Here is an 18,091-nt window from a genome sequence, read left to right on the forward strand (position 1 = left end):
AAATTATGGCATATTATACATCAGCTGCGATACAGGTATTTCCACAGCAGTTACAAAAAGATGGTGAACCGGGCTGAATTCACCATCTTTTTTCTTTATCTTCTGTTATTAATAACCTCTCTCGCCATATCTGCAAGTTCACCGGCAGATAATTTTCCATCTATTTGCAGCAAATCATAATGGATGCCATCTTTATTCCAGTTAACGCTTTGAACCTGACTGACTTCAATCTGAGAAACGCTGTCATCATAACTGAATACAACTTTTCCACTGGTCTGGTCTTTTTTATCTTGTTCTGTCAATTTGTAATCATCCGATACCAATTTATTTATATAATGTACATAATACAGATTTGTTCCATTTACAGTGGCAATAATATCACCTGACGGAATAAGTTTTGAGTTAAATTTCTGCTGTTCAAACGATACAACATCTCCATTCTTCTGATAATCAAAGGACACAGATTTAAACTTCTCAATTACATTTGCATTGTCGTCCTTAAAACTGTTTTTTATAATATTGCCATCCTTGAAGCAGTACCCGTTCTCAAAGGTATCAATCAATACCGGTCTATACCCAATATCCTTTGTAACCTGTTCTACCGTTGGAAGAGATGTATAAGCAGCACGTGATGCTGATGAACCTGTCCACATTGAAATCTTTCCTGTTGCTGCCACAGCAGTAACTCCAATTGTAAGTGTTGCAGCTATCAACAAAGGTAATATTTTCTTTTTTGATCTCATAGTCGTTTGCTTCCTTTCTGTATCTGCGAAGTCAAGTTTTGCATAAACTCTCTGTCTGACATTCTCTGTGTCAATATCAAGAGCATTGCAGGAAGTATCTGCCTGTTTTTGTATTCCCAATTCTTTAAGCAAATTTTTTCTTCTCATAATCTTTCCTCCGCATTCGATAACATTTTTCTGAGTTTTCTTTTTCCTCTTGAAAGTCTGGTCTTAACTGTAGAAATATTAAGTCCAATTGCTTTTGAAATGTCCTTGATTTTTTCATCAAATTTATACCGCCTTACAAAAATCTCGCTGTCAGGTTCCCCAAGGCTCATAACTGCTTCCCATACATAATCATTGCGAAAATTCTCTTCAATGAAATCTTTGCCATCTGACAGTTCAATATCTTCAAGAACTGTATGATCCGTTTTTCTGTTTATCCGTTTCAGAGCATAATTTCGGGCAACAGCCGCAAGATATGACCGTAATGTACCTTTCTGCAAATCTATTCTTTCAGCATTCTTCCAGAGTATAACAAACACGTCTGCCACAATTTCTTCAATATCCTCTTTTGGCAGTGAATTGCCGGCCATATGATACAAAACAGTACTCAAATACGGCGTATAAATTTGGATTGCTTCATCTATTGAATTTTTTTCTCTGTTCCTGAGACGTTGCAAAAGCTCTGCTTCATCTGTCATATCAACCCTACTTTCTTTTTAATACTTTCAAAAATTAAAAGCTTTTAACCTTTACATTCTTATATATCCTGTCAAAGAACAAAAAGTTTCATTTTTTAATAAAAAAAGTATACAGAACTCGTGTTAAATTCTGTACACTCTCAATAAACTGTTCCTTTTGCATTTTATCTTCTACCCATCCATTTACCTCTGATACCTGATAAAAATAAAACCTCCAAACTGAGTAATCTTATCTTACATCAGTTTGAAGGTTTGCACAAGAATTCCTTGCTCAATCAAAACAAATCGTTTTCTAAGGTTTAGTTAAAATCCCAGAATCCAGTCCCTGTTTCAGGATCATATTTGCGGCGGATAGTTCCGCCTGTTACCGGATGAAGTTCGATTTCTGCAGTATACAGTACAGTAATTGATTTCATATGACCTGCTGCCATGCAATGTCGTTCACCATCTTTATAAGAAAATACTGCATGGGTATGATGGTAACAAGTATTATTTTCACCTGTGACCACGTTACCGTTTAAAGATACCAACTCAAGCATTCCGGAAATGCGCTGTTCTTCGAAGCTGCCTGTCTCTGGGATAAAGGTCTGGATTTCTGCATCCTTACATCCTCCGATCCCGGAAAAAGTGGCTGATCTGATATTTTCTTTTTTACATATTTTGAGGATTGTACTGATGATCTCGTCATCACGATCCATTCTTATGTAATAGCATTCGCCAAATTTTCTGTAGTCCATTTTTTATCTCCATTTAAGTTATTGCTTTTGGATAAATATTGCTTAACAGAAACATTATATTCCTGTTGATAACAATCCCTATCATTCTGTTTCTGTCATTTAAAGAAGTGTACGTTACTGTGAACGGAGTAAACAGTAACAAGTGTGCAATTTTAACATCTTCCACAGTTCCTGCACGGATTGCATCTGGCTTTTTTTATGTGCGGATACCATTCATGGATTTCCGGTAATGGATCGCCTTTTTTCCATTCTTTTACACTATAGTGATCCGTAAAAAACACTTTTTCCCCAAAGTATTCTATTTCCAGTGGATAAATTGTAATTTTTTCAGGATTCATACAGCTTTGACAGATTCTCGGGGACAATATCTGATCTCCAAATGATACTGCCTGATTCATAGTGATAATCTGCACATGATTTTCACTGATATATTCTATTTTCTGTTCTGCTGCACATGTGTATGCTGAGGGAATTTTCACTTTGTTGATCGTAAATATCCCCGCAGGAGTTTTTACTGTTTTCATTAATTTTCCACCTTTTATATTCACTATGTTCAAAGAAGATAAAGATGAGTGAAGAAAAAACAAGTTCTTTGTATTTGTCCATAATGTCATCCGGCATTCTGAATCCCTGGGGAATCACGCCAAGTCTGGTAAAACCGATTCTTTCATATAAATGTAATGCATGGGTGTTACCATGAACGATCAGTTTTCTGTTTCTTTACACACATCCACCCATCCGTTTGCCTCTGCTACCTGCTCCAGTTCCGGGATTGTGAGCTTTACTGCACTGTGATCATTGCCGGCAGCCGGATATACTGTGGTAAATTGTTTCAGACTTTCGTCAAGGTAGACTTCAATTCCCTCATTAATTCCGAACGGGCATACCCCTCCCGGAGCGTGACCGATGATGTTTTCTACTTCATCAAATGGAATCATTTTTGCCTTTATATGAAAAGTATCTTTATATTTTCGGTTATCTACTCTGGCTGTACCCTCTGTTAAGATCAGGACTGCTTTATCGTTCTGCAAAAAGGACATAGTCTTTGCGATCATACCCGGCTCTACATGAAGGGCTTCTGCTGCTTCTGTTACTGTGGCAGTGGATGCTTCCAGTTCGATCACATGGTCAAGAAAGCCTTTTTCTTCCAGATATTTTTCTGCTTTTTCCAAAGACATTTTTTCATTTCCTCCTGAGTTATATCTTATCTGTGTCCCAGCTCCCAGAATGCCACTGCACTTGCTGCTGCCACATTCAATGAATCTACTCCGTGGGACATTGGTATCTTTACTGTATAATCGCAGTCTGCGATGGTCTGTGATGCAAGGCCGTCACCTTCAGTTCCGAAAATGACTGCCAGTTTTTCTTCTGAACGAAGTGCTTTGTCATCAATTCCTACAGAATCGTCACGCAGAGCCATTGCAGCTGTTTTGAATCCCAGATTTTGCAGAATCTGCATTCCATCCTGTGGCCATACAGTTTTTTTATCAAAATATGTCCAGGGAATCTGGAATACGGTTCCCATGCTTACTCTGGCTGCCCGTCGGTAAAGCGGATCACTGCATCCGCCGGTCAGAAGTACTGCATCCATATGGAGTGCTGCTGCTGAGCGGAAAATAGCTCCGATATTTGTAGGATTTACAACATTTTCAAGAACTGCTATGCGGCTGGCATTTCTGCAGATTTCCTCTACAGATGGAAGTGGATTTCTGCGCATTGAGCAGAGCATTCCGCGAGTAAGAGCAAATCCGGTCAGCTTGACCAACAGTTCATATTCCGCAGTATAGACCGGCACATCCGGATATTGTTTCAGGATTTCCTGTGCCTCTCCTTCCAGATCTTTATGCTCCACCAGAAAAGAGATTGGCTGGTATCCTGCTTTCAGGGCTCGCTCAATTACTTTCGGACTCTCCGCAATGAAAATTCCCGGTTCCGGTTCATAGTATCGTAAAAGCTGCACTTCAGATGTTCTGGCATATACATCCAGTTCCGGCGCAGCGAAATCTTTTATTTCGTTAAACATAAAAATAAAACCTCCAAACTGAGTAATCTTATCTTACATCAGTTTGGAGGTTTATACAAGAATTCCTTTTCAACAGTGTTATTCGGTTCTTTTTCTTCTGTCTTTATATGCCAGAAACAGAATCGTCAGAAACGTAACCGTCTCCGCTGCAAGAAGAGAGATCCAGATTCCATTTAATCCAAATAATTTCGCAAGTATAACTGCGCAGATAACAATGGCAACAATTCCTCTCAGTAATGAACCGACAATTGCGATTTTCGGTTCATCTACTGCTGAGAAATATGCCACCAGTACAATATTGATTCCTGCCACTATAAATCCAAGGAAATACAGACGCAGTCCTGTATGTGCATAATTCAACAACTGAACATTGTTTTCACTGTTGAAAATGCTGATCAGCGGGTCAGTTGCTGTCCAGATGATCAATTGAATCAGTGTTTCTACAGCAAGACATACGAACAGGCTCCATTTCAGAAGTTTTCTTACCTGAGTGGGCTGGCCTTTTCCGTAGCTTTCACTGATCAAGGGCTGTGCTCCCTGGGCCAGACCGTTGAAAATTGCAAATGCCACGATAGAAAGGTTTGCCACAACTCCATAGGCTGCTACACCCATATTTCCCGCGATTCCCAGGATCAGAAAATTAAATACAATGGCGATCACACCGGAAGACAGTTCACCGACGAATGCGGAAACTCCTAGCTGACAGCAGGAAATCAGATGTCTGAATGACGGTTTTTTCCAATAGAATCCTACATGGTTTCTGCTGCTTCTGTAGTGTATGGTACAGACGCTCATTGTTACGATCGGACAGATTGCAGTAGCCAGTCCGGCTCCGGAAAATCCCAGACCGACCGGAAACATGAATATATAATCAAATATAATGTTAAAGATACTTCCACTGATGGAACCGATCATTGCAATAGAAGGCGCTCCATCATTTCTGGCAAATGCAGTAAATGTATAATTTGACATGAAGAATGGTGTTGCGATCAGAATAATTCTCACATAGTTTCGTCCAAGTCCGATCAGTCCGGCATCTGCACCCAACAAAGCCAATGCTTTGTCCGGAATAAAGATTCCGATCAGCATAAATGGAACTGCAGCCAATATGCTCCAGGTTACTGACTGTACGAAATAATGTTCTGTATTTTTTCCTTTTGCCCTGCTTATGGCATACCTGGTAGCGGAACCAATCCCGATCATAGCCCCAATCGCATAGATCAGTCCATAAACCGGCAGGATCAAATTGAGAACTGCCAGTCCGTCAGCACCGGAATATACAGATATAAAGAAAGTATCTGCCAGAACATAAACGGAAATCCCGATCATTCCGGCAACACTCTGGGTTACATATCTGGTGAATCTTTTCAGCATAATACTCCGCTCCTTCGTTATATTGTCAGCATTGTCTTCCTTTCATCTGCAGACTTATCTCACCATTATACCCATATAAAACAAAAATGCAACCACAAAAACTCCAGACATAAAAATCTCCTTAAGCAGATTTTTTAATGCTGCTCAAGGAGACTCTGTTGATATTCGCAATTCACTTCACGACACTCTTTATTTTACCCGGTTTTTTTTCAGGTCTTCTACAATTTCATTGTAACGTTTTTTATTCAGGCGATAGAAAAACAGTACAATTGCTGTCACTATCCATAAAACTCCCGGAATTGTAGTAAAGGAATGTCTCATAATACTGAGAACAGCCGGATTCTGTACCTGATTTGCCACATATCCATATTTTCCAAGAAATGCTGCAAGTAGAGCAGTTCCTATTGCCATGCCAATTTTATTTCCCAGTGACACAAATGCATATTGAAAACCATCATTCCTTAAGCCCGTTTTCCACTCTCCGTATTCTACGCAGTCGGGAATGATCGCATAAATTGCAGTGTTAAATCCAGAAAAAAAGAATTGTGTAATTCCTGCAAGTGTATAGAACGCTGCCGGTGTTTCTTTTACATTGAAGAAGAACATACAGAGCATGGAAATTCCGGTAAAAAGGGCAAAAATAGATGCAGTTCTTCCTTTATTATTCAATTTTCGGAATACAGGCTGGAAACATGCAGCACCGATAATGGATGGAATGATAATGCACATGGAATATGTAGTATAGTAGGATGCATTTCCCTCTACATATGTGAAATAGTATAAAACATCTGCATTTCTTCCATAAAGTGTAAATCCGAATAACACCTGTCCGATTAATGCCAGAATATATGGGCGGTTCTGCATCACTGCTCTTAACTGCACTTTTATGGATATTTTGTCTTTTTCCGGCATAATCACCTGCTCTTTTGTTTTTGCGAAACAGAAGAAATGACAGGCTGCAAAAATACATCCGTATATGATTGCTACCAGTAGGTATCCGGTTTTAGCACTTTGACTGCCAAGTTTTCCAATCAGTGGAACTGTAATGATATTGATAATTCCAATTGCAACCATTGCAGATACTGAACGTGATGTATTAATCTTTGCACGTTCATCGATATCCTGTGTCATTGCTCCACAAAGGGTGCCATACGGGATATTTACACAAGTATATCCAAGTACCAGCAGACAGTATGTAATTACCATATAGATAACCTTTGATCTGTCCGACCAGTCCGGATGTGCCCAGAATGTCATAATCAGAAGCACGGCCGTGATCGGAGCTGCAATGAGAAGCCATGGACGATAACGTCCCCATTTTGTTTTGGTTTTATCTGTCAGTCCACCCACGATCGGATCATTGATCGCATCCCAAAATCTCGAAAACAGCATCAGGGCAGAGACTGCTGCCATACTGATTCCGAATACGTCTGTGTAAAAAATCATGAGAAAATTACTGACGAACATCCAGCTGAAATTACATCCTACATCGCCAAATCCATATGCGATTTTACTGATCAACGGAACTTTTACATTTTCGTTTTTACTCTCCATAATTCCTCCTGCCTGCTGCCATCCTCCGTCTTTCCGTTTACTCATATCTTCTTTACAGCAGTCTTTTTATTATATCTTTGTCTTACATAATGCTTATGATCAGCAGGGTATTTTATTTTTCCTGCACATTGATAATCACTTTCATTGTAGTCTCACGGTTATCGTCAATGTACTGGTATGCTTTCAGATAATCTTTAAATGCAAACGTCTTAGAGATCAGCGGTCTTAAATGCACTTTTCCTTCATTCACCAGTCTGATTCCGTCTACATAATCATCATGTCTGTACATCATTGTGCTCTTGATATCAAGCTCATGATCATTTGCAACTGCCAGATCGATCTCAGCCATTCCTGCAAAAACTGCAACCAGCACAATCACGCTCCCTTTTCTTGCATATTTGATTGCCTGTCCCATTGTAATGTTATTTCCTGCACAATCATAGATAACATCTGCCTTATCCGGTCCAAAGGCTTCTACCATTGCTTCCCCGAAATTTTTATTTTTTGTGTTGACACATACGTCAATTCCACACTCTTTTGCTTTTTCCAGACGGAGATCACTGACATCTGTGATCATAACTTTAGCTGCTCCCATCCCTTTTGCAGACTGCGCTACCAGATTTCCGATCGGACCGGCTCCTATCACCACAATATTCATTCCTGTTACATCTCCCATCTGTTTAACACCATGAACAGCTACTGCCAGAGGCTCGATCATTGCGCCCTCTTCATAAGACATATCTTCCGGTATCGGTGTTACTTTTGATGCATCAACTGCAAAATACTCGGATGCAGTTCCTGTTGTCTGGAATCCCATTACTTTCAGTTCTTCACAGAGATTGTATTTTCCGTGACGGCATGGATAACAATGTCCACAATATACCTGTGGCTCAATTGTTACTTTCTGTCCCACATAAAATTCTGTTACTGCATCCCCTGTTTTTACCACTTCTCCTGATACTTCATGTCCCTGGGTTACCGGATATTTTGTAAAAGGATGTTTTCCGTGATATACATGGATATCAGAACCACAGATACCAATATTCATAATCTTAACCAAAACCTGGTTGTCTTTAATTTCTGGTACGGGAACCTCTCTGAAAATAATTTCTCCTGGATTTGTCATAACCTGCTGTAACATAATATTTTCCTCCTTATTTGTTGAATGTACTTTGAGCCTCTAGTTATTTATTAACTTTTATTAAATGTTTTATTAAAGTAATTACATTATTATTCAAATATATAACTTTGTCAATAAATATTTAAGAATATTTCTCATTTCTACCAGTTGCACAAAGTATAGATTTTATTTTTATGCAGATGTTACTATAACACTCCACATAATTATCTACTGAATTCCCACACAACAACAAAATACCCTGATCACAACCTTTCTTTGTTGTAATCAGGGTATTTTTTATATTCAGATATTTGTTTACTATGGTATATCAGCAGATCATCAGTGATTCAAGAATGCCATCGGCTATATCTTTCCGATAAAATCCTGCAGGAAATGCTTTGCTGCACCTACAGCTGAGGCTTCTTTCTTATAAGAACAGTTTTTCAGATATCTCAGATCATGATCAAATCCATTATACTTCATTACTTTTTCCCCAAGAGGTATCATATAATCTGAGAGATATCCACCCATTTCACCTCCAAGAATGATATCCATATCATATGCCATACGCAGATTTGAAATCAGAACTGCAAGATAATCAAGATACTCTTCCCATTTTTTCTCTGCCTTTTCATCATTGTTTTGAAGCAGCTGCATAAACTGTTCCACAGAATCCTTTGACTCACCAACAAGTGCGCCTGCAGCGCAATAAGCATCTGCACAACCAGATTTTCCACAATAACACTTGCGGCCCTGAGGTACAAGTATCATATGTCCAAATTCTCCGGCCTTCTGATTTTCTCCGGAAAACAAATTTCCCCCTATGCAAAATGCACCGCCAAGAGTCTGATTCAACGAAAGGTAAATTGCATTCTGATAGATGTTCATATCTTCTGCCATCATTGCCGCATTGGCATCATTTGAAAAATAAACCGGGACAGAAAATGCCTGTTCCAGGAAACTGAGACTATAGTTTTCAAGTTTCAGTGCGTGGGATTTTATCACCAGTTTCTGCTCCTGATTAATGATTCCCGGAATAGAGATTCCAACACCCAGAAGCTTTTCTTTCTGTTCTGCATCATTCATATGATCCAGAAATTTTGCCGCAAAATCTGCCACCTGACTGCAATATGACATATCAGGTACAAATTTCAGACGGATCCGCTCTGATTTTACAATCTCATACTTCAGATTTACCAGCACCATTCCCAGATGATTTGCAGTGATCACAATTCCCATTGCATAACGATAGGATGGATTGATTCCAATACTTTTAGCCTTTCTTCCTCCTGTGGATTCATATTCTCCATTTTCTATTATGATACCTTTTTCCAATAAATCTTTTACATTAGACAGAACTGTTGGCATACTCAGATTCAGTTCTTTGGATATTTCCACTTTTGATGTGGATTCTCTATTTATAATATAATTTACGATTTTTGATTTCGTAGCAAATTTCTTTTCCAGTCCGCTCATTCTGTTTCTACCTTCTTTTATTAATGTATTTATAAAAGAATGATACCTGTTATTGTCATATTTGTAAATAGCCATTGTCTCTGCAGAGTATGTTGCTTTTTGCAATTGAGGCAGGGGACTTAACTTATTCAGCTGATTCAGTTAATATATCTACAATAACAGAGTTACTGTTCACTCCGTTCTCAGTAACACGCTTCGCGATGCACAGAATTTATGCTAATCGCATAAATTTGCGCTGTATGTCTCGGGATTTTGGCATGTTCATGCCAAAACACCTCGCGGGATAGCGGCGTGTGAACAGCAACATAACAGATAAATTTATATCATTCTGATGAAATATTATATTTCATTTTTCACGTTAATGATGTAAAATTATCGTAATTGTTCAGTACCTTCACAGTCACGAGCCAAAATGCATTAAAAATCACCTGCGGTGATGGCATTTTGGCTTGTATGTCTCGGGATTTTGGTACTTACGTGCCAAAACACCTCGCGGGATAGCAGACTACTGAATAGTTACAAATTATTAATGTAAATATCAGGGCATATTCGAATAATCATTTCTAAACTTTTTCAAATATGCTCCGGAAAGGAACTTTTATACTAATGAAAACCAAGATTCAGGATATGACCTCCGGTTCACCGGGACGGTTGATCATTCTTTTTGCAATTCCACTGATGCTGGGAAATATCTGTCAGCAGCTTTATACAATGGTGGATACCATGGTTGTTGGCCAGGTTGTAGGTGTGGAGGCTCTTGCCGCACTGGGTGCTGTTGACTTTCTGATGTGGGTTGTCACAGGAATATCCACAGGACTCACTCAGGGATTTTCTATTCAACTCTCCCAGTATTATGGGGCAAAGGATTTCGAAAATCTGCGTAAATCTCTGGCTCACAGTTACCGGCTGACCGCATTCATCGCAGCCGGAGTATTGATTCTCAGCCAGTCATTTGCTTCGCTGGTATTAGCAGGGTTGCATACACCTTCCAATATTATCGGAATGTCTCTGTTATATCTGCGCATCATTTTCTGTGGAATCCCCGCCACAGCAGCCTATAATATGTTTGCCTCTGCCCTAAGGGCTATGGGAAACAGTAAAACACCGCTGACCGCAATGATCATCGCATCTGTGCTGAATGTCTCACTGGACATCCTTTTTGTGGCAGGCTTAGGATGGGGTGTGGCAGGAGCAGCAATCGCAACTGTGATCGCACAGAGCTTCTCCGCTGTTTACTGTTTCCTGATTTTACGCAGAATTGATATCGTTCATCTGACCAGAGCAGATTTTATGCCTGCCTCCGGCATGAATGCCCGCCTGATGAAGCTTGGTATTCCTGTTGTATTCCAGAATATCATCATCGGTGTGGGCGGTCTGGTAGTCCAGTATGTGATCAATGGCTACGGTTTCCTTTTTGTAGCAGGATTTACAGCTACAAACAAGCTTTATGGTCTGTTGGAAATGGCTGCTATTTCCTATGGATATGCCATCGTTACCTATGTGGGTCAGAATCTGGGAGCCAGAAAGATTGACAGGATCAGAAAAGGCGTCCGCAGCAGTATGCTGCTTTCCCTACTTACCTCACTAATCATTTCTGCTGCCATGTTTTTATTTGGAAAAAATATTCTCTCACTTTTCATCTCAGGTGAACCGCAGCAGACACAGCAGGTACTGGCAATTGCTTTTAAATACCTTTCTATTATGGCTGCCATGCTCTGGGTTTTGTACTTTCTGTACGTGTACAGATCTGCACTTCAGGGGCTGGGAGATACCTTAATGCCTATGGTAAGTGGTATGGCTGAATTCGTCATGCGTATCAGTGCTGCACTGATTCTTCCCCATTTTATCGGACAGGACGGTATTTTCTTTGCAGAGATTGCAGCATGGAGCGGAGCCACTGTGATCTTATGCATCAGCTATTATGTACGGATGCATAAATATCATTAAAACAAAACAGGCACATAGTCCCGGATATCCGGTATATGTGCCTGTGAAACGTGTAAAATTATGTAAGATTCTTAATCCATTTATATTTCTTATAATGTTTATAGACCACTGGCAGTTTAATGATCTCGTCCAGATTGAGTACAAAGTAGACAACCATAACCGGCAGTTTCAGGATAAATGCGCAGATGCATCCCAGAGGAACAATGATACACCACAGAGTTACAGAATCACACAGCATTCCAAATTTGGAGTCTCCGCCTGCTGCGAAGATTCCTCCTATTGTCATACAGTTTACTGATTTTCCTGCGATGTAATAGGAAGAGATCAGCAGCATTTTTTGCAGATATCCGCGGGCTGTCGGGGTGAGATCTACCATTTTTGTGATAAATGGTGATAAGGCGATCAGGACAAGGCCTGATACAATTCCTGCAATAATCGCAGTTTTGGTAAGTGTCTCGCCTACCTCTTTTGCTTCCTGCAGACGGTCTGCACCAAGACGGTTTCCCACTATGATACTGCCTGCATTTCCAAGTCCGAGGCAGAAGCATACAACAAGATTTTTGGAAATATTCGCTATTCCATTGGCGGCAACAGCATCCGTTCCCAGATGTCCCATGATCACAGAATACATGGAAAAACCTATTCCCCATGCAAGATTATTGATCAGTAACGGAACTGTTTTCTGCCAGAAACGGCCAAATAACTTTTTCTCACAGCTTCTGAGACTGAATTTCACAGCTCTGATCCTGCACAATACATAACCAACACTCCACAGGAACTGCACAACTGTTGCAAGTACGGTTGCCAGTGCAGCACCTTTAATCCCCATCTTCGGGAAGCCGGACAGGCCAAAAATGAAAACAGCATTCAATGCGATATTGAGAATTACCATAACCCCATTGATCAGGGTACTCATATTTACTGCACCACAGTTCTTCATGATTGCCAGGAAAATCTGTGCAATTCCCGAAAACACATAGGAAATGCCGATGACTCTTAAATACTCACTTCCCAGAACGATCAGAGTTTCCTCATTTGTCAGGATTCTCATGAGCTGTTCCGGAAAGAAAAGGGTTCCTGCCAGAAATACTACTGCAATACATCCACAAATCTTTGTCACAAGGCTGAACACCTGGGAAATACCTGTGTAATCCCCTTTTCCATAATATTGTGCCACAAACATATTCTCGCCTGCCATAAATGCAAACATAAACAGATTAAATACAAAAGTAACCTGTGTAGCCAGTGATACGGCTGACATGGCATCCTGACTTAACTTTCCCAGCATGATCGCATCACATGCTCCGACCAGGGCTGTCATGAACTGCTGAAGTGCGATCGGAAGTGCCAGCCTGACTATTTCTTTTCTTAAACTTCGTTTACGCTCATCCATCATCTTTTTTGCTCCTGTATAAAATATTAGTGATACTCATCAGTCAATTTTCAGAATCATATTCAGGATTCTTCTTGCGCTGAGACGGATCTCTCCTTCGGTAATAAAGCCTTTTTCGTATGCTTCTTTTATGCGTTCCGGATATCCTGCTGCCATCTTGATATCGTTTCCTGCTTTTGTTTCGCGATAGTGTTCTCCGAATGTCCACCAGTCTGTTGTAACCATTCCGTCGAATCCCCATTCATCCCGGAGAATACCTGTCAGGAGTTCTTTGTTCTCTGAGGCGTGGATGCCGTTGATCAGGTTATAGGAGGACATAATTGTATATGGATGAGCCTCTTTTACAATGATCTCAAACTGTTTCAGATAAATCTCACGGAGTGCTCTCTCTGATACTCTGGAATCAGAATCCTTACGGTTTGTCTCCTTATTATTGGCTGCAAAATGCTTCACACTTGCTCCGATATGCTGAGACTGGATGCCTCTTACCATAGCTGCACCTGTCTTTCCTGCAAGATACGGATCTTCAGAATAATACTCAAAGTTACGACCACAGAGCGGGCTTCTGTGGATGTTGCAGGCAGGAGTAAGCCAGATACTGATATTATTTTCTTTTACTTCTTCTGCTCCTGCTTTACCAACTTTCTCTACCAGTTCTTCATCCCAGGTGCTGGCAAGAAGTGTGGCACATGGCCAGGCAGTTGTGTTCACTCCGCATTTCGGAAGAATACGAAGTCCGGCTGGTCCGTCTGCAGTCATCACATTCGGGACTCCGTATTCCGGAAGATTTCCCATTCCAAATGTATTGGCACATCCTGTGTTTGGCTGTCCGCCAAGGAGATTGATACAGTCATCCAATGTCAGGATATCCATAAACTCATCCAATGTCATTTTACCATCTGCTACATCAGAGAAGCGAACTCCCTTGGAATCAAGAAAATCAAGAAAGTCTATTCCTTTTTGTCCTCTTGTATCAGGGCATGGAAGACCGATGGCATATTTATCCTGTCTCGGAAGTCCTTCTTCTTCCACATATTCACGCTGTGGAAGTTCCTCATAAGAACCGTCCGCAAGCATACGTTTCTGAAGATGATATGGTGCTGCCTTCCGGCTTAACTGCTCAGTTACTGTATCTTCTTTTACTACATATGTAAAGTCAATCTTCGCTGCATCTCTTACGTTTGTACCAATATAGATTGCATATTCTCCTGCTTCCAGAACATATGCAGACTTGCATACTTTGCCCAGATCATCGTAAGACGCCATCTGATTTACAGGAAGTTTCAGGGTAAGAATCTGTCGTTCACCCGGCTGAAGAAGGCTGGTCTTTTTGAATGCTCCCAGCACTTTCGCAGGCTTTCCGAGTTTACCCTGTGGTGCTCCGTAATAGAGCTGGACAACTTCTTTTCCTGCTGTTTTTCCTGTATTGGTTACTTCAGTAAGAACCGTGATCACACCGTTTTCTTCGGAAGCACCAGTCATCTTCCAGTCGAAGTCTGTATAGGAAAGTCCAAATCCAAACGGATAATTTACTCTCTCCGCTGCACCCGGAATTGTCTCAAAGTAACGGTATCCTACATAAATATCTTCTGTATAATCTACATAGAATGCAGACTCATGGAAGTTTGCTGTGGATGGATAATCTTCCAGATCTTTTGCATAAGTATCGGATAATTTACCGGATGGATTAACATCACCACAGAGTATATCTGCTGTTGCAAGACCACCTTCCATTCCCCCCTGCCATGCCATCAGTACTGACTGGATCTCATCACAGTCTCTGAACCATTTCGTGTCCACGATACCGCCAACATTCATCACTACGATTACATGTGGGAATGTTTTCTTTACCTTCTCTACCATGGCATTCTCTGCATTTGTCAGACAGAAATCACCGTTTTCAAAAATCTTCGCTGACAGTTCAGAGTTTCTTTTTTCTTCTCCGTCAAGAACATATCCATCCTGTGCTGCTTCACATTTCCTGTCCCATCCTTCGCCCGAGAAACGACAGATAGTAATTACTGCAGTATCTGTATATTCTCGCGCTTCATTCAGAAGTTCATCCGGAAGCTCCGGCTCAACTGTCATACCCGGTACTGCACCATCTGCGTACTGTTTCTGAATGTCTTCCTCATAATATTTCGCAAGTTTATCGAAAACTTCTACTTTTCCCTCATCCTCTTTAATCTTCATGCCCTCATAAAGATTACGGATGTATTCTACAGTTACATCGCCGCTTCCTCCGCCGCCTTTTACGTAGTCTACAGTACCCTTACCAAAGAGTGCGACTTTCGTCCCTTTCCGGATCGGAAGTGTGTTTTTCTCGTTTTTCAGAAGAACCATTCCCTCTCCTGCTGCCATTCTGGAAAGTGCAATATGTTCTTTACTTCCTGTAACTCTTCGTCCATCTTCCCCCAGCGGAAGCACAGGCTGGAAAAAGCTTCTCTGCCATTTTGCCATTATTTTAATCCTCCTTTAATTCTCCTTAGTCAAGTAGATAAAATCATCCGCTTCGCTACTTGCCTGATTTGGTTAAAGTTCTTCCTTCAAAAATGCAAAAGGGTCTTCATCCTGAAGGAAATGCATAAGCTGATATGCGCACATGATCGCTACATTTTCTTCACGCAGAATCCTCTTTACTTCTTCTCTGTCAGCAAGTACAACTTCAATTTCTTCGGAATCCTCCTGTGCCGCTTTACTGATCTCGCCTTCCGCGTAACCGTAAACAGTCGCGCAGGATTCATCTGTCATGCCAACCGTTGTGAAATAAGGTTTCTCAAATGCAGGATCTACTTTCAGAGGTGTGAATTTCAGTCCTGTTTCCTCGTACATTTCTCTTACTGCACCCTCATGGAATTCTTCGTTCGGTTCTACCAGACCTGCCGGGAATTCGTAGATATATCCGCCGATTGCGTATCTGTACTGACGTACTAATACAACTCTGTCTCTCTTTTCCCCATAAAGACTGTAAATGATCACGCCATCCGGAGTGTTTTTACCTGTTTTTATCTTTAATTCGTTAATACTCTTCGCACGGGATGCCACAAAATATGACACAGGAGTGTTGTGAATGCTTGTTGCATTTAAATGATACAAATTCAAAAATTTACAGTCTGTCAGTTTCTCAATATTGTGTATCTGTCCCATAATGGATACTTCCTTTCGCTTTCTATACCTCTGTTGATTATCACAGCCAGTTTTCTTCTATCTCTGTTTTTAATTCGCAAAACATCTGATAAAACTCTTCTTTTGCATCAGCTATAATTCCTAACGCAATTTTCTGATTGTAAGAATGTGTAACATTATTTCTTGCCTGCAATGCATGAAGCCACTGCTCCTCATCTCTTATCATCCCGGCTTTATAGGCAGTCTTCAGAATGATTTTCGGTGAACCTGTTGCTCCCTCTGCATATCCATGAATCTCCAGTATTTCTTTCATCATTTTCCATGACTGCTCAAAACAAATTTCATACAATCCTACGAGTCCGGTAAGCACTACATTATCATATGGTTCTTCATAATTATAAATATCTTTCATGTTAGACAGTGCATTACAGAAATTCTCATATTTTCTCATACAAAATCCTCCCTTCCTTCTCTATAGATTCTCTTAATTCATCCTGCATGTCACGATCAAGATTTACAATATCATACTCCAGAAGAGTACTTGTCTCTTCATCCACATCTAACGCAAACCTTGCAAAATCTCCTCCTGTGACTGCAATATCTATATCACTTGTTCTTCTGAAATCTCCTCTTGCTCTCGAACCAAAAAGAATTACTTTTTCAATATCATATTTTTGCGCAAGGTTTCGGATTTCTTCTATAACTTCCGGTCTGATTCCTGTATCATTCATTTTATAAACCTCACATTCCGATGTTTATATCGTCTGTTTTATCTTACCATATTATCGTATCTTTTTTAAGTCTGTCTGACAATTTCCGTAATTATTTTTTACACATAAAAAGAAGAACAGCCGCAGATTTTTCATCATACGGCTGTTCTTCTTTTTTATTTATTGTACTGCCAATTTATTTATTCTTTATCAGATATAAAATCAATCTCCCTTGAGCACCACGCGGATTCTCTTATAAATCAGGAATACGATCAGGGATGTCAGAGCATATTTGAATATGTTGAATGGGAAAATGATCATTGCTGCAAATGTAAGAAGATTATTTACAGAACTGTGTACTGCACTTCCCATTTCGATAAATGCTTCTACCGGCATTCCAAAAGCCTTTCCGTATGCCGGAAGTAACACGAATGCATTGATAAAGCATGCAACTACTGCTGTAAGTACGGTTCCAACTGCCATTCCGATCACTGCATGTTTTCTGCTCTTAACAGATTTATAGCGGTAGATCAGACCTGCCGGAACTGCAAATGTACATCCAAAGATGAAGTTTGCCACATCGCCTACACCTGCTGTCATAGAGCCCTTTGTTACCAGATGCACAAGAATCTTCACCAGCTCGATCAGTACACCTGCGATCGGTCCCATTGCAAATGAGCCAACCAGTACCGGGATTTCTGAAAAATCCAGCTGATAAAAAGTCGGTGCCAGGAAAGGAAGCGGAAACTCCAGATTCATTAAAATTCCTGCGATAGCGCCAAGCATGGCTATCTGTGTGATGGTTCTCGTCTTACTCCTTGCTACCACATTTCCATTTCTTAATACCTGTTCACTCATACTGTTTCTCTCCTTTGAAATTATTCTTTGTTTAAAAGAAAATTCCACAAGCTTTTTATATAATGAAGATTTTCTTCAACATATAAAAAAACCCCGGATCATATATCCGGGGTAATGAGCACGTATGGTAAATATCGCGTGTTCTTCTCTCATCCAGACTATACTGTCGGTCCTGGAATTCCACCAGATCAGCCGCCGAAGCGGGTCGCGGACTATAACCGCCGGTAGGGAATCTCAGCTGATGCTGATCACCACAACCCCGAAGAATTTTCTTTTATTTGCGTCTGATTATACTACATACAGATATCTATTGTCAATACAACTATTCCATTACGCTCCTCTATTGA

The 18,091-nt window shown here is 40.4% G+C and carries 17 protein-coding genes and 1 riboswitch; of the genes, 1 reads left to right on the plus strand and 16 read right to left on the minus strand.

The window, feature by feature from the left end; genetic code table 11:
- Nucleotides 1–95 precede the first annotated feature (95 nt).
- From LJE09_RS02770 to LJE09_RS02815, 10 genes are all read right to left on the minus strand, one after another.
- Nucleotides 96–890 (minus strand): hypothetical protein, encoded by a 795-nt coding sequence (locus LJE09_RS02770; protein WP_173744623.1) that lies wholly within the window; start codon nt 888–890, stop codon nt 96–98.
- Nucleotides 887–1,426 (minus strand): RNA polymerase sigma factor, encoded by a 540-nt coding sequence (locus LJE09_RS02775; RefSeq protein ID WP_173744624.1) that lies wholly within the window; start codon nt 1,424–1,426, stop codon nt 887–889. The genes LJE09_RS02770 and LJE09_RS02775 overlap by 4 nt, the downstream gene beginning before the upstream one ends.
- A gap of 299 nt (nt 1,427–1,725) precedes the next feature.
- A complete protein-coding gene (locus LJE09_RS02780; RefSeq protein ID WP_055052717.1) occupies nt 1,726–2,163 on the minus strand; it encodes a PPC domain-containing DNA-binding protein in 438 nt (145 codons plus the stop codon).
- Nucleotides 2,164–2,315: 152 nt separating this feature from the next.
- A complete protein-coding gene (locus tag LJE09_RS02785) occupies nt 2,316–2,687 on the minus strand; it encodes a hypothetical protein (protein ID WP_055199820.1) in 372 nt (123 codons plus the stop codon).
- Nucleotides 2,688–2,867: 180 nt separating this feature from the next.
- Nucleotides 2,868–3,341: a YbaK/EbsC family protein gene (locus tag LJE09_RS02790; protein WP_022379991.1), complete on the minus strand. Its 474-nt coding sequence runs from the start codon at nt 3,339–3,341 to the stop codon at nt 2,868–2,870.
- Nucleotides 3,342–3,367: 26 nt separating this feature from the next.
- Nucleotides 3,368–4,186, minus strand: coding sequence for a TrmH family RNA methyltransferase (locus LJE09_RS02795; RefSeq protein WP_173744625.1), 819 nt, complete (start codon nt 4,184–4,186; stop codon nt 3,368–3,370).
- A 78-nt stretch (nt 4,187–4,264) separates the two neighbouring features.
- On the minus strand, nt 4,265–5,560 hold the full coding sequence (locus LJE09_RS02800) for an MATE family efflux transporter (protein WP_173744626.1): 1,296 nt from the start codon (nt 5,558–5,560) through the stop codon (nt 4,265–4,267).
- Nucleotides 5,561–5,749: 189 nt separating this feature from the next.
- A complete protein-coding gene (locus LJE09_RS02805; protein WP_144137061.1) occupies nt 5,750–7,114 on the minus strand; it encodes an MFS transporter in 1,365 nt (454 codons plus the stop codon).
- 112 nt (nt 7,115–7,226) lie between these two features.
- Nucleotides 7,227–8,255, minus strand: a complete 1,029-nt coding sequence (locus tag LJE09_RS02810; RefSeq protein ID WP_118338638.1) for a zinc-dependent alcohol dehydrogenase — start codon at nt 8,253–8,255, stop codon at nt 7,227–7,229.
- A gap of 342 nt (nt 8,256–8,597) precedes the next feature.
- Nucleotides 8,598–9,710, minus strand: coding sequence for an ROK family transcriptional regulator (locus tag LJE09_RS02815; protein ID WP_118338639.1), 1,113 nt, complete (start codon nt 9,708–9,710; stop codon nt 8,598–8,600).
- Nucleotides 9,711–10,316: 606 nt separating this feature from the next.
- On the opposite strand from LJE09_RS02815, the gene LJE09_RS02820 reads away from it, so the two are divergent.
- The gene (locus LJE09_RS02820) at nt 10,317–11,657 is read left to right on the plus strand and encodes an MATE family efflux transporter (protein WP_118338640.1); all 1,341 of its coding nucleotides are present in this window, start codon (nt 10,317–10,319) and stop codon (nt 11,655–11,657) included.
- A 58-nt stretch (nt 11,658–11,715) separates the two neighbouring features.
- On the opposite strand, the gene LJE09_RS02825 is transcribed toward LJE09_RS02820, so the two are convergent.
- The 6 genes from LJE09_RS02825 to LJE09_RS02850 form a co-directional block, all read right to left on the minus strand.
- On the minus strand, nt 11,716–13,053 hold the full coding sequence (locus tag LJE09_RS02825; RefSeq protein ID WP_118338641.1) for an MATE family efflux transporter: 1,338 nt from the start codon (nt 13,051–13,053) through the stop codon (nt 11,716–11,718).
- Between the two features lie 36 nt (nt 13,054–13,089).
- The gene (locus tag LJE09_RS02830; protein WP_227310949.1) at nt 13,090–15,510 is read right to left on the minus strand and encodes a glycoside hydrolase family 3 protein; all 2,421 of its coding nucleotides are present in this window, start codon (nt 15,508–15,510) and stop codon (nt 13,090–13,092) included.
- A 72-nt stretch (nt 15,511–15,582) separates the two neighbouring features.
- Nucleotides 15,583–16,197: an NUDIX hydrolase gene (locus tag LJE09_RS02835; protein WP_161233606.1), complete on the minus strand. Its 615-nt coding sequence runs from the start codon at nt 16,195–16,197 to the stop codon at nt 15,583–15,585.
- 40 nt (nt 16,198–16,237) lie between these two features.
- Nucleotides 16,238–16,627 (minus strand): HI0074 family nucleotidyltransferase substrate-binding subunit, encoded by a 390-nt coding sequence (locus tag LJE09_RS02840; protein ID WP_161233607.1) that lies wholly within the window; start codon nt 16,625–16,627, stop codon nt 16,238–16,240.
- Complete coding sequence (locus LJE09_RS02845; protein WP_008706339.1) at nt 16,614–16,907, minus strand: nucleotidyltransferase family protein; 294 nt, start codon at nt 16,905–16,907, stop codon at nt 16,614–16,616. The genes LJE09_RS02840 and LJE09_RS02845 overlap by 14 nt, the downstream gene beginning before the upstream one ends.
- A gap of 201 nt (nt 16,908–17,108) precedes the next feature.
- Nucleotides 17,109–17,744, minus strand: coding sequence for an ECF transporter S component (locus LJE09_RS02850; protein ID WP_022380039.1), 636 nt, complete (start codon nt 17,742–17,744; stop codon nt 17,109–17,111).
- 137 nt (nt 17,745–17,881) lie between these two features.
- A riboswitch (FMN riboswitch) is annotated at nt 17,882–18,015 on the minus strand.
- Between the last annotated feature and the right edge of the window lie 76 nt (nt 18,016–18,091).

This window comes from Blautia sp. DFI.3.45 (genome assembly GCF_020593505.1).
Lineage (GTDB): Bacteria > Bacillota > Clostridia > Lachnospirales > Lachnospiraceae > Blautia_A > Blautia_A wexlerae.

What these genes read in the sequence shown, in the direction of transcription:
- LJE09_RS02830 (WP_227310949.1), bottom strand. Translation starts at nt 15,510, where the DNA reads ATGGCAAAATGGCAGAGAAGCTTTTTCCAGCCTGTGCTTCCGCTGGGG.
- LJE09_RS02785 (WP_055199820.1), bottom strand. Translation starts at nt 2,687, where the DNA reads ATGAAAACAGTAAAAACTCCTGCGGGGATATTTACGATCAACAAAGTG.
- LJE09_RS02775 (WP_173744624.1), bottom strand. Translation starts at nt 1,426, where the DNA reads ATGACAGATGAAGCAGAGCTTTTGCAACGTCTCAGGAACAGAGAAAAA.
- LJE09_RS02840 (WP_161233607.1), bottom strand. Translation starts at nt 16,627, where the DNA reads ATGAGAAAATATGAGAATTTCTGTAATGCACTGTCTAACATGAAAGAT.
- LJE09_RS02780 (WP_055052717.1), bottom strand. Translation starts at nt 2,163, where the DNA reads ATGGACTACAGAAAATTTGGCGAATGCTATTACATAAGAATGGATCGT.
- LJE09_RS02845 (WP_008706339.1), bottom strand. Translation starts at nt 16,907, where the DNA reads ATGAATGATACAGGAATCAGACCGGAAGTTATAGAAGAAATCCGAAAC.
- LJE09_RS02815 (WP_118338639.1), bottom strand. Translation starts at nt 9,710, where the DNA reads ATGAGCGGACTGGAAAAGAAATTTGCTACGAAATCAAAAATCGTAAAT.
- LJE09_RS02825 (WP_118338641.1), bottom strand. Translation starts at nt 13,053, where the DNA reads ATGATGGATGAGCGTAAACGAAGTTTAAGAAAAGAAATAGTCAGGCTG.
- LJE09_RS02770 (WP_173744623.1), bottom strand. Translation starts at nt 890, where the DNA reads ATGAGAAGAAAAAATTTGCTTAAAGAATTGGGAATACAAAAACAGGCA.
- LJE09_RS02800 (WP_173744626.1), bottom strand. Translation starts at nt 5,560, where the DNA reads ATGCTGAAAAGATTCACCAGATATGTAACCCAGAGTGTTGCCGGAATG.
- LJE09_RS02810 (WP_118338638.1), bottom strand. Translation starts at nt 8,255, where the DNA reads ATGTTACAGCAGGTTATGACAAATCCAGGAGAAATTATTTTCAGAGAG.
- LJE09_RS02835 (WP_161233606.1), bottom strand. Translation starts at nt 16,197, where the DNA reads ATGGGACAGATACACAATATTGAGAAACTGACAGACTGTAAATTTTTG.
- LJE09_RS02805 (WP_144137061.1), bottom strand. Translation starts at nt 7,114, where the DNA reads ATGGAGAGTAAAAACGAAAATGTAAAAGTTCCGTTGATCAGTAAAATC.
- LJE09_RS02795 (WP_173744625.1), bottom strand. Translation starts at nt 4,186, where the DNA reads ATGTTTAACGAAATAAAAGATTTCGCTGCGCCGGAACTGGATGTATAT.
- LJE09_RS02850 (WP_022380039.1), bottom strand. Translation starts at nt 17,744, where the DNA reads ATGAGTGAACAGGTATTAAGAAATGGAAATGTGGTAGCAAGGAGTAAG.
- LJE09_RS02790 (WP_022379991.1), bottom strand. Translation starts at nt 3,341, where the DNA reads ATGTCTTTGGAAAAAGCAGAAAAATATCTGGAAGAAAAAGGCTTTCTT.
- LJE09_RS02820 (WP_118338640.1), top strand. Translation starts at nt 10,317, where the DNA reads ATGAAAACCAAGATTCAGGATATGACCTCCGGTTCACCGGGACGGTTG.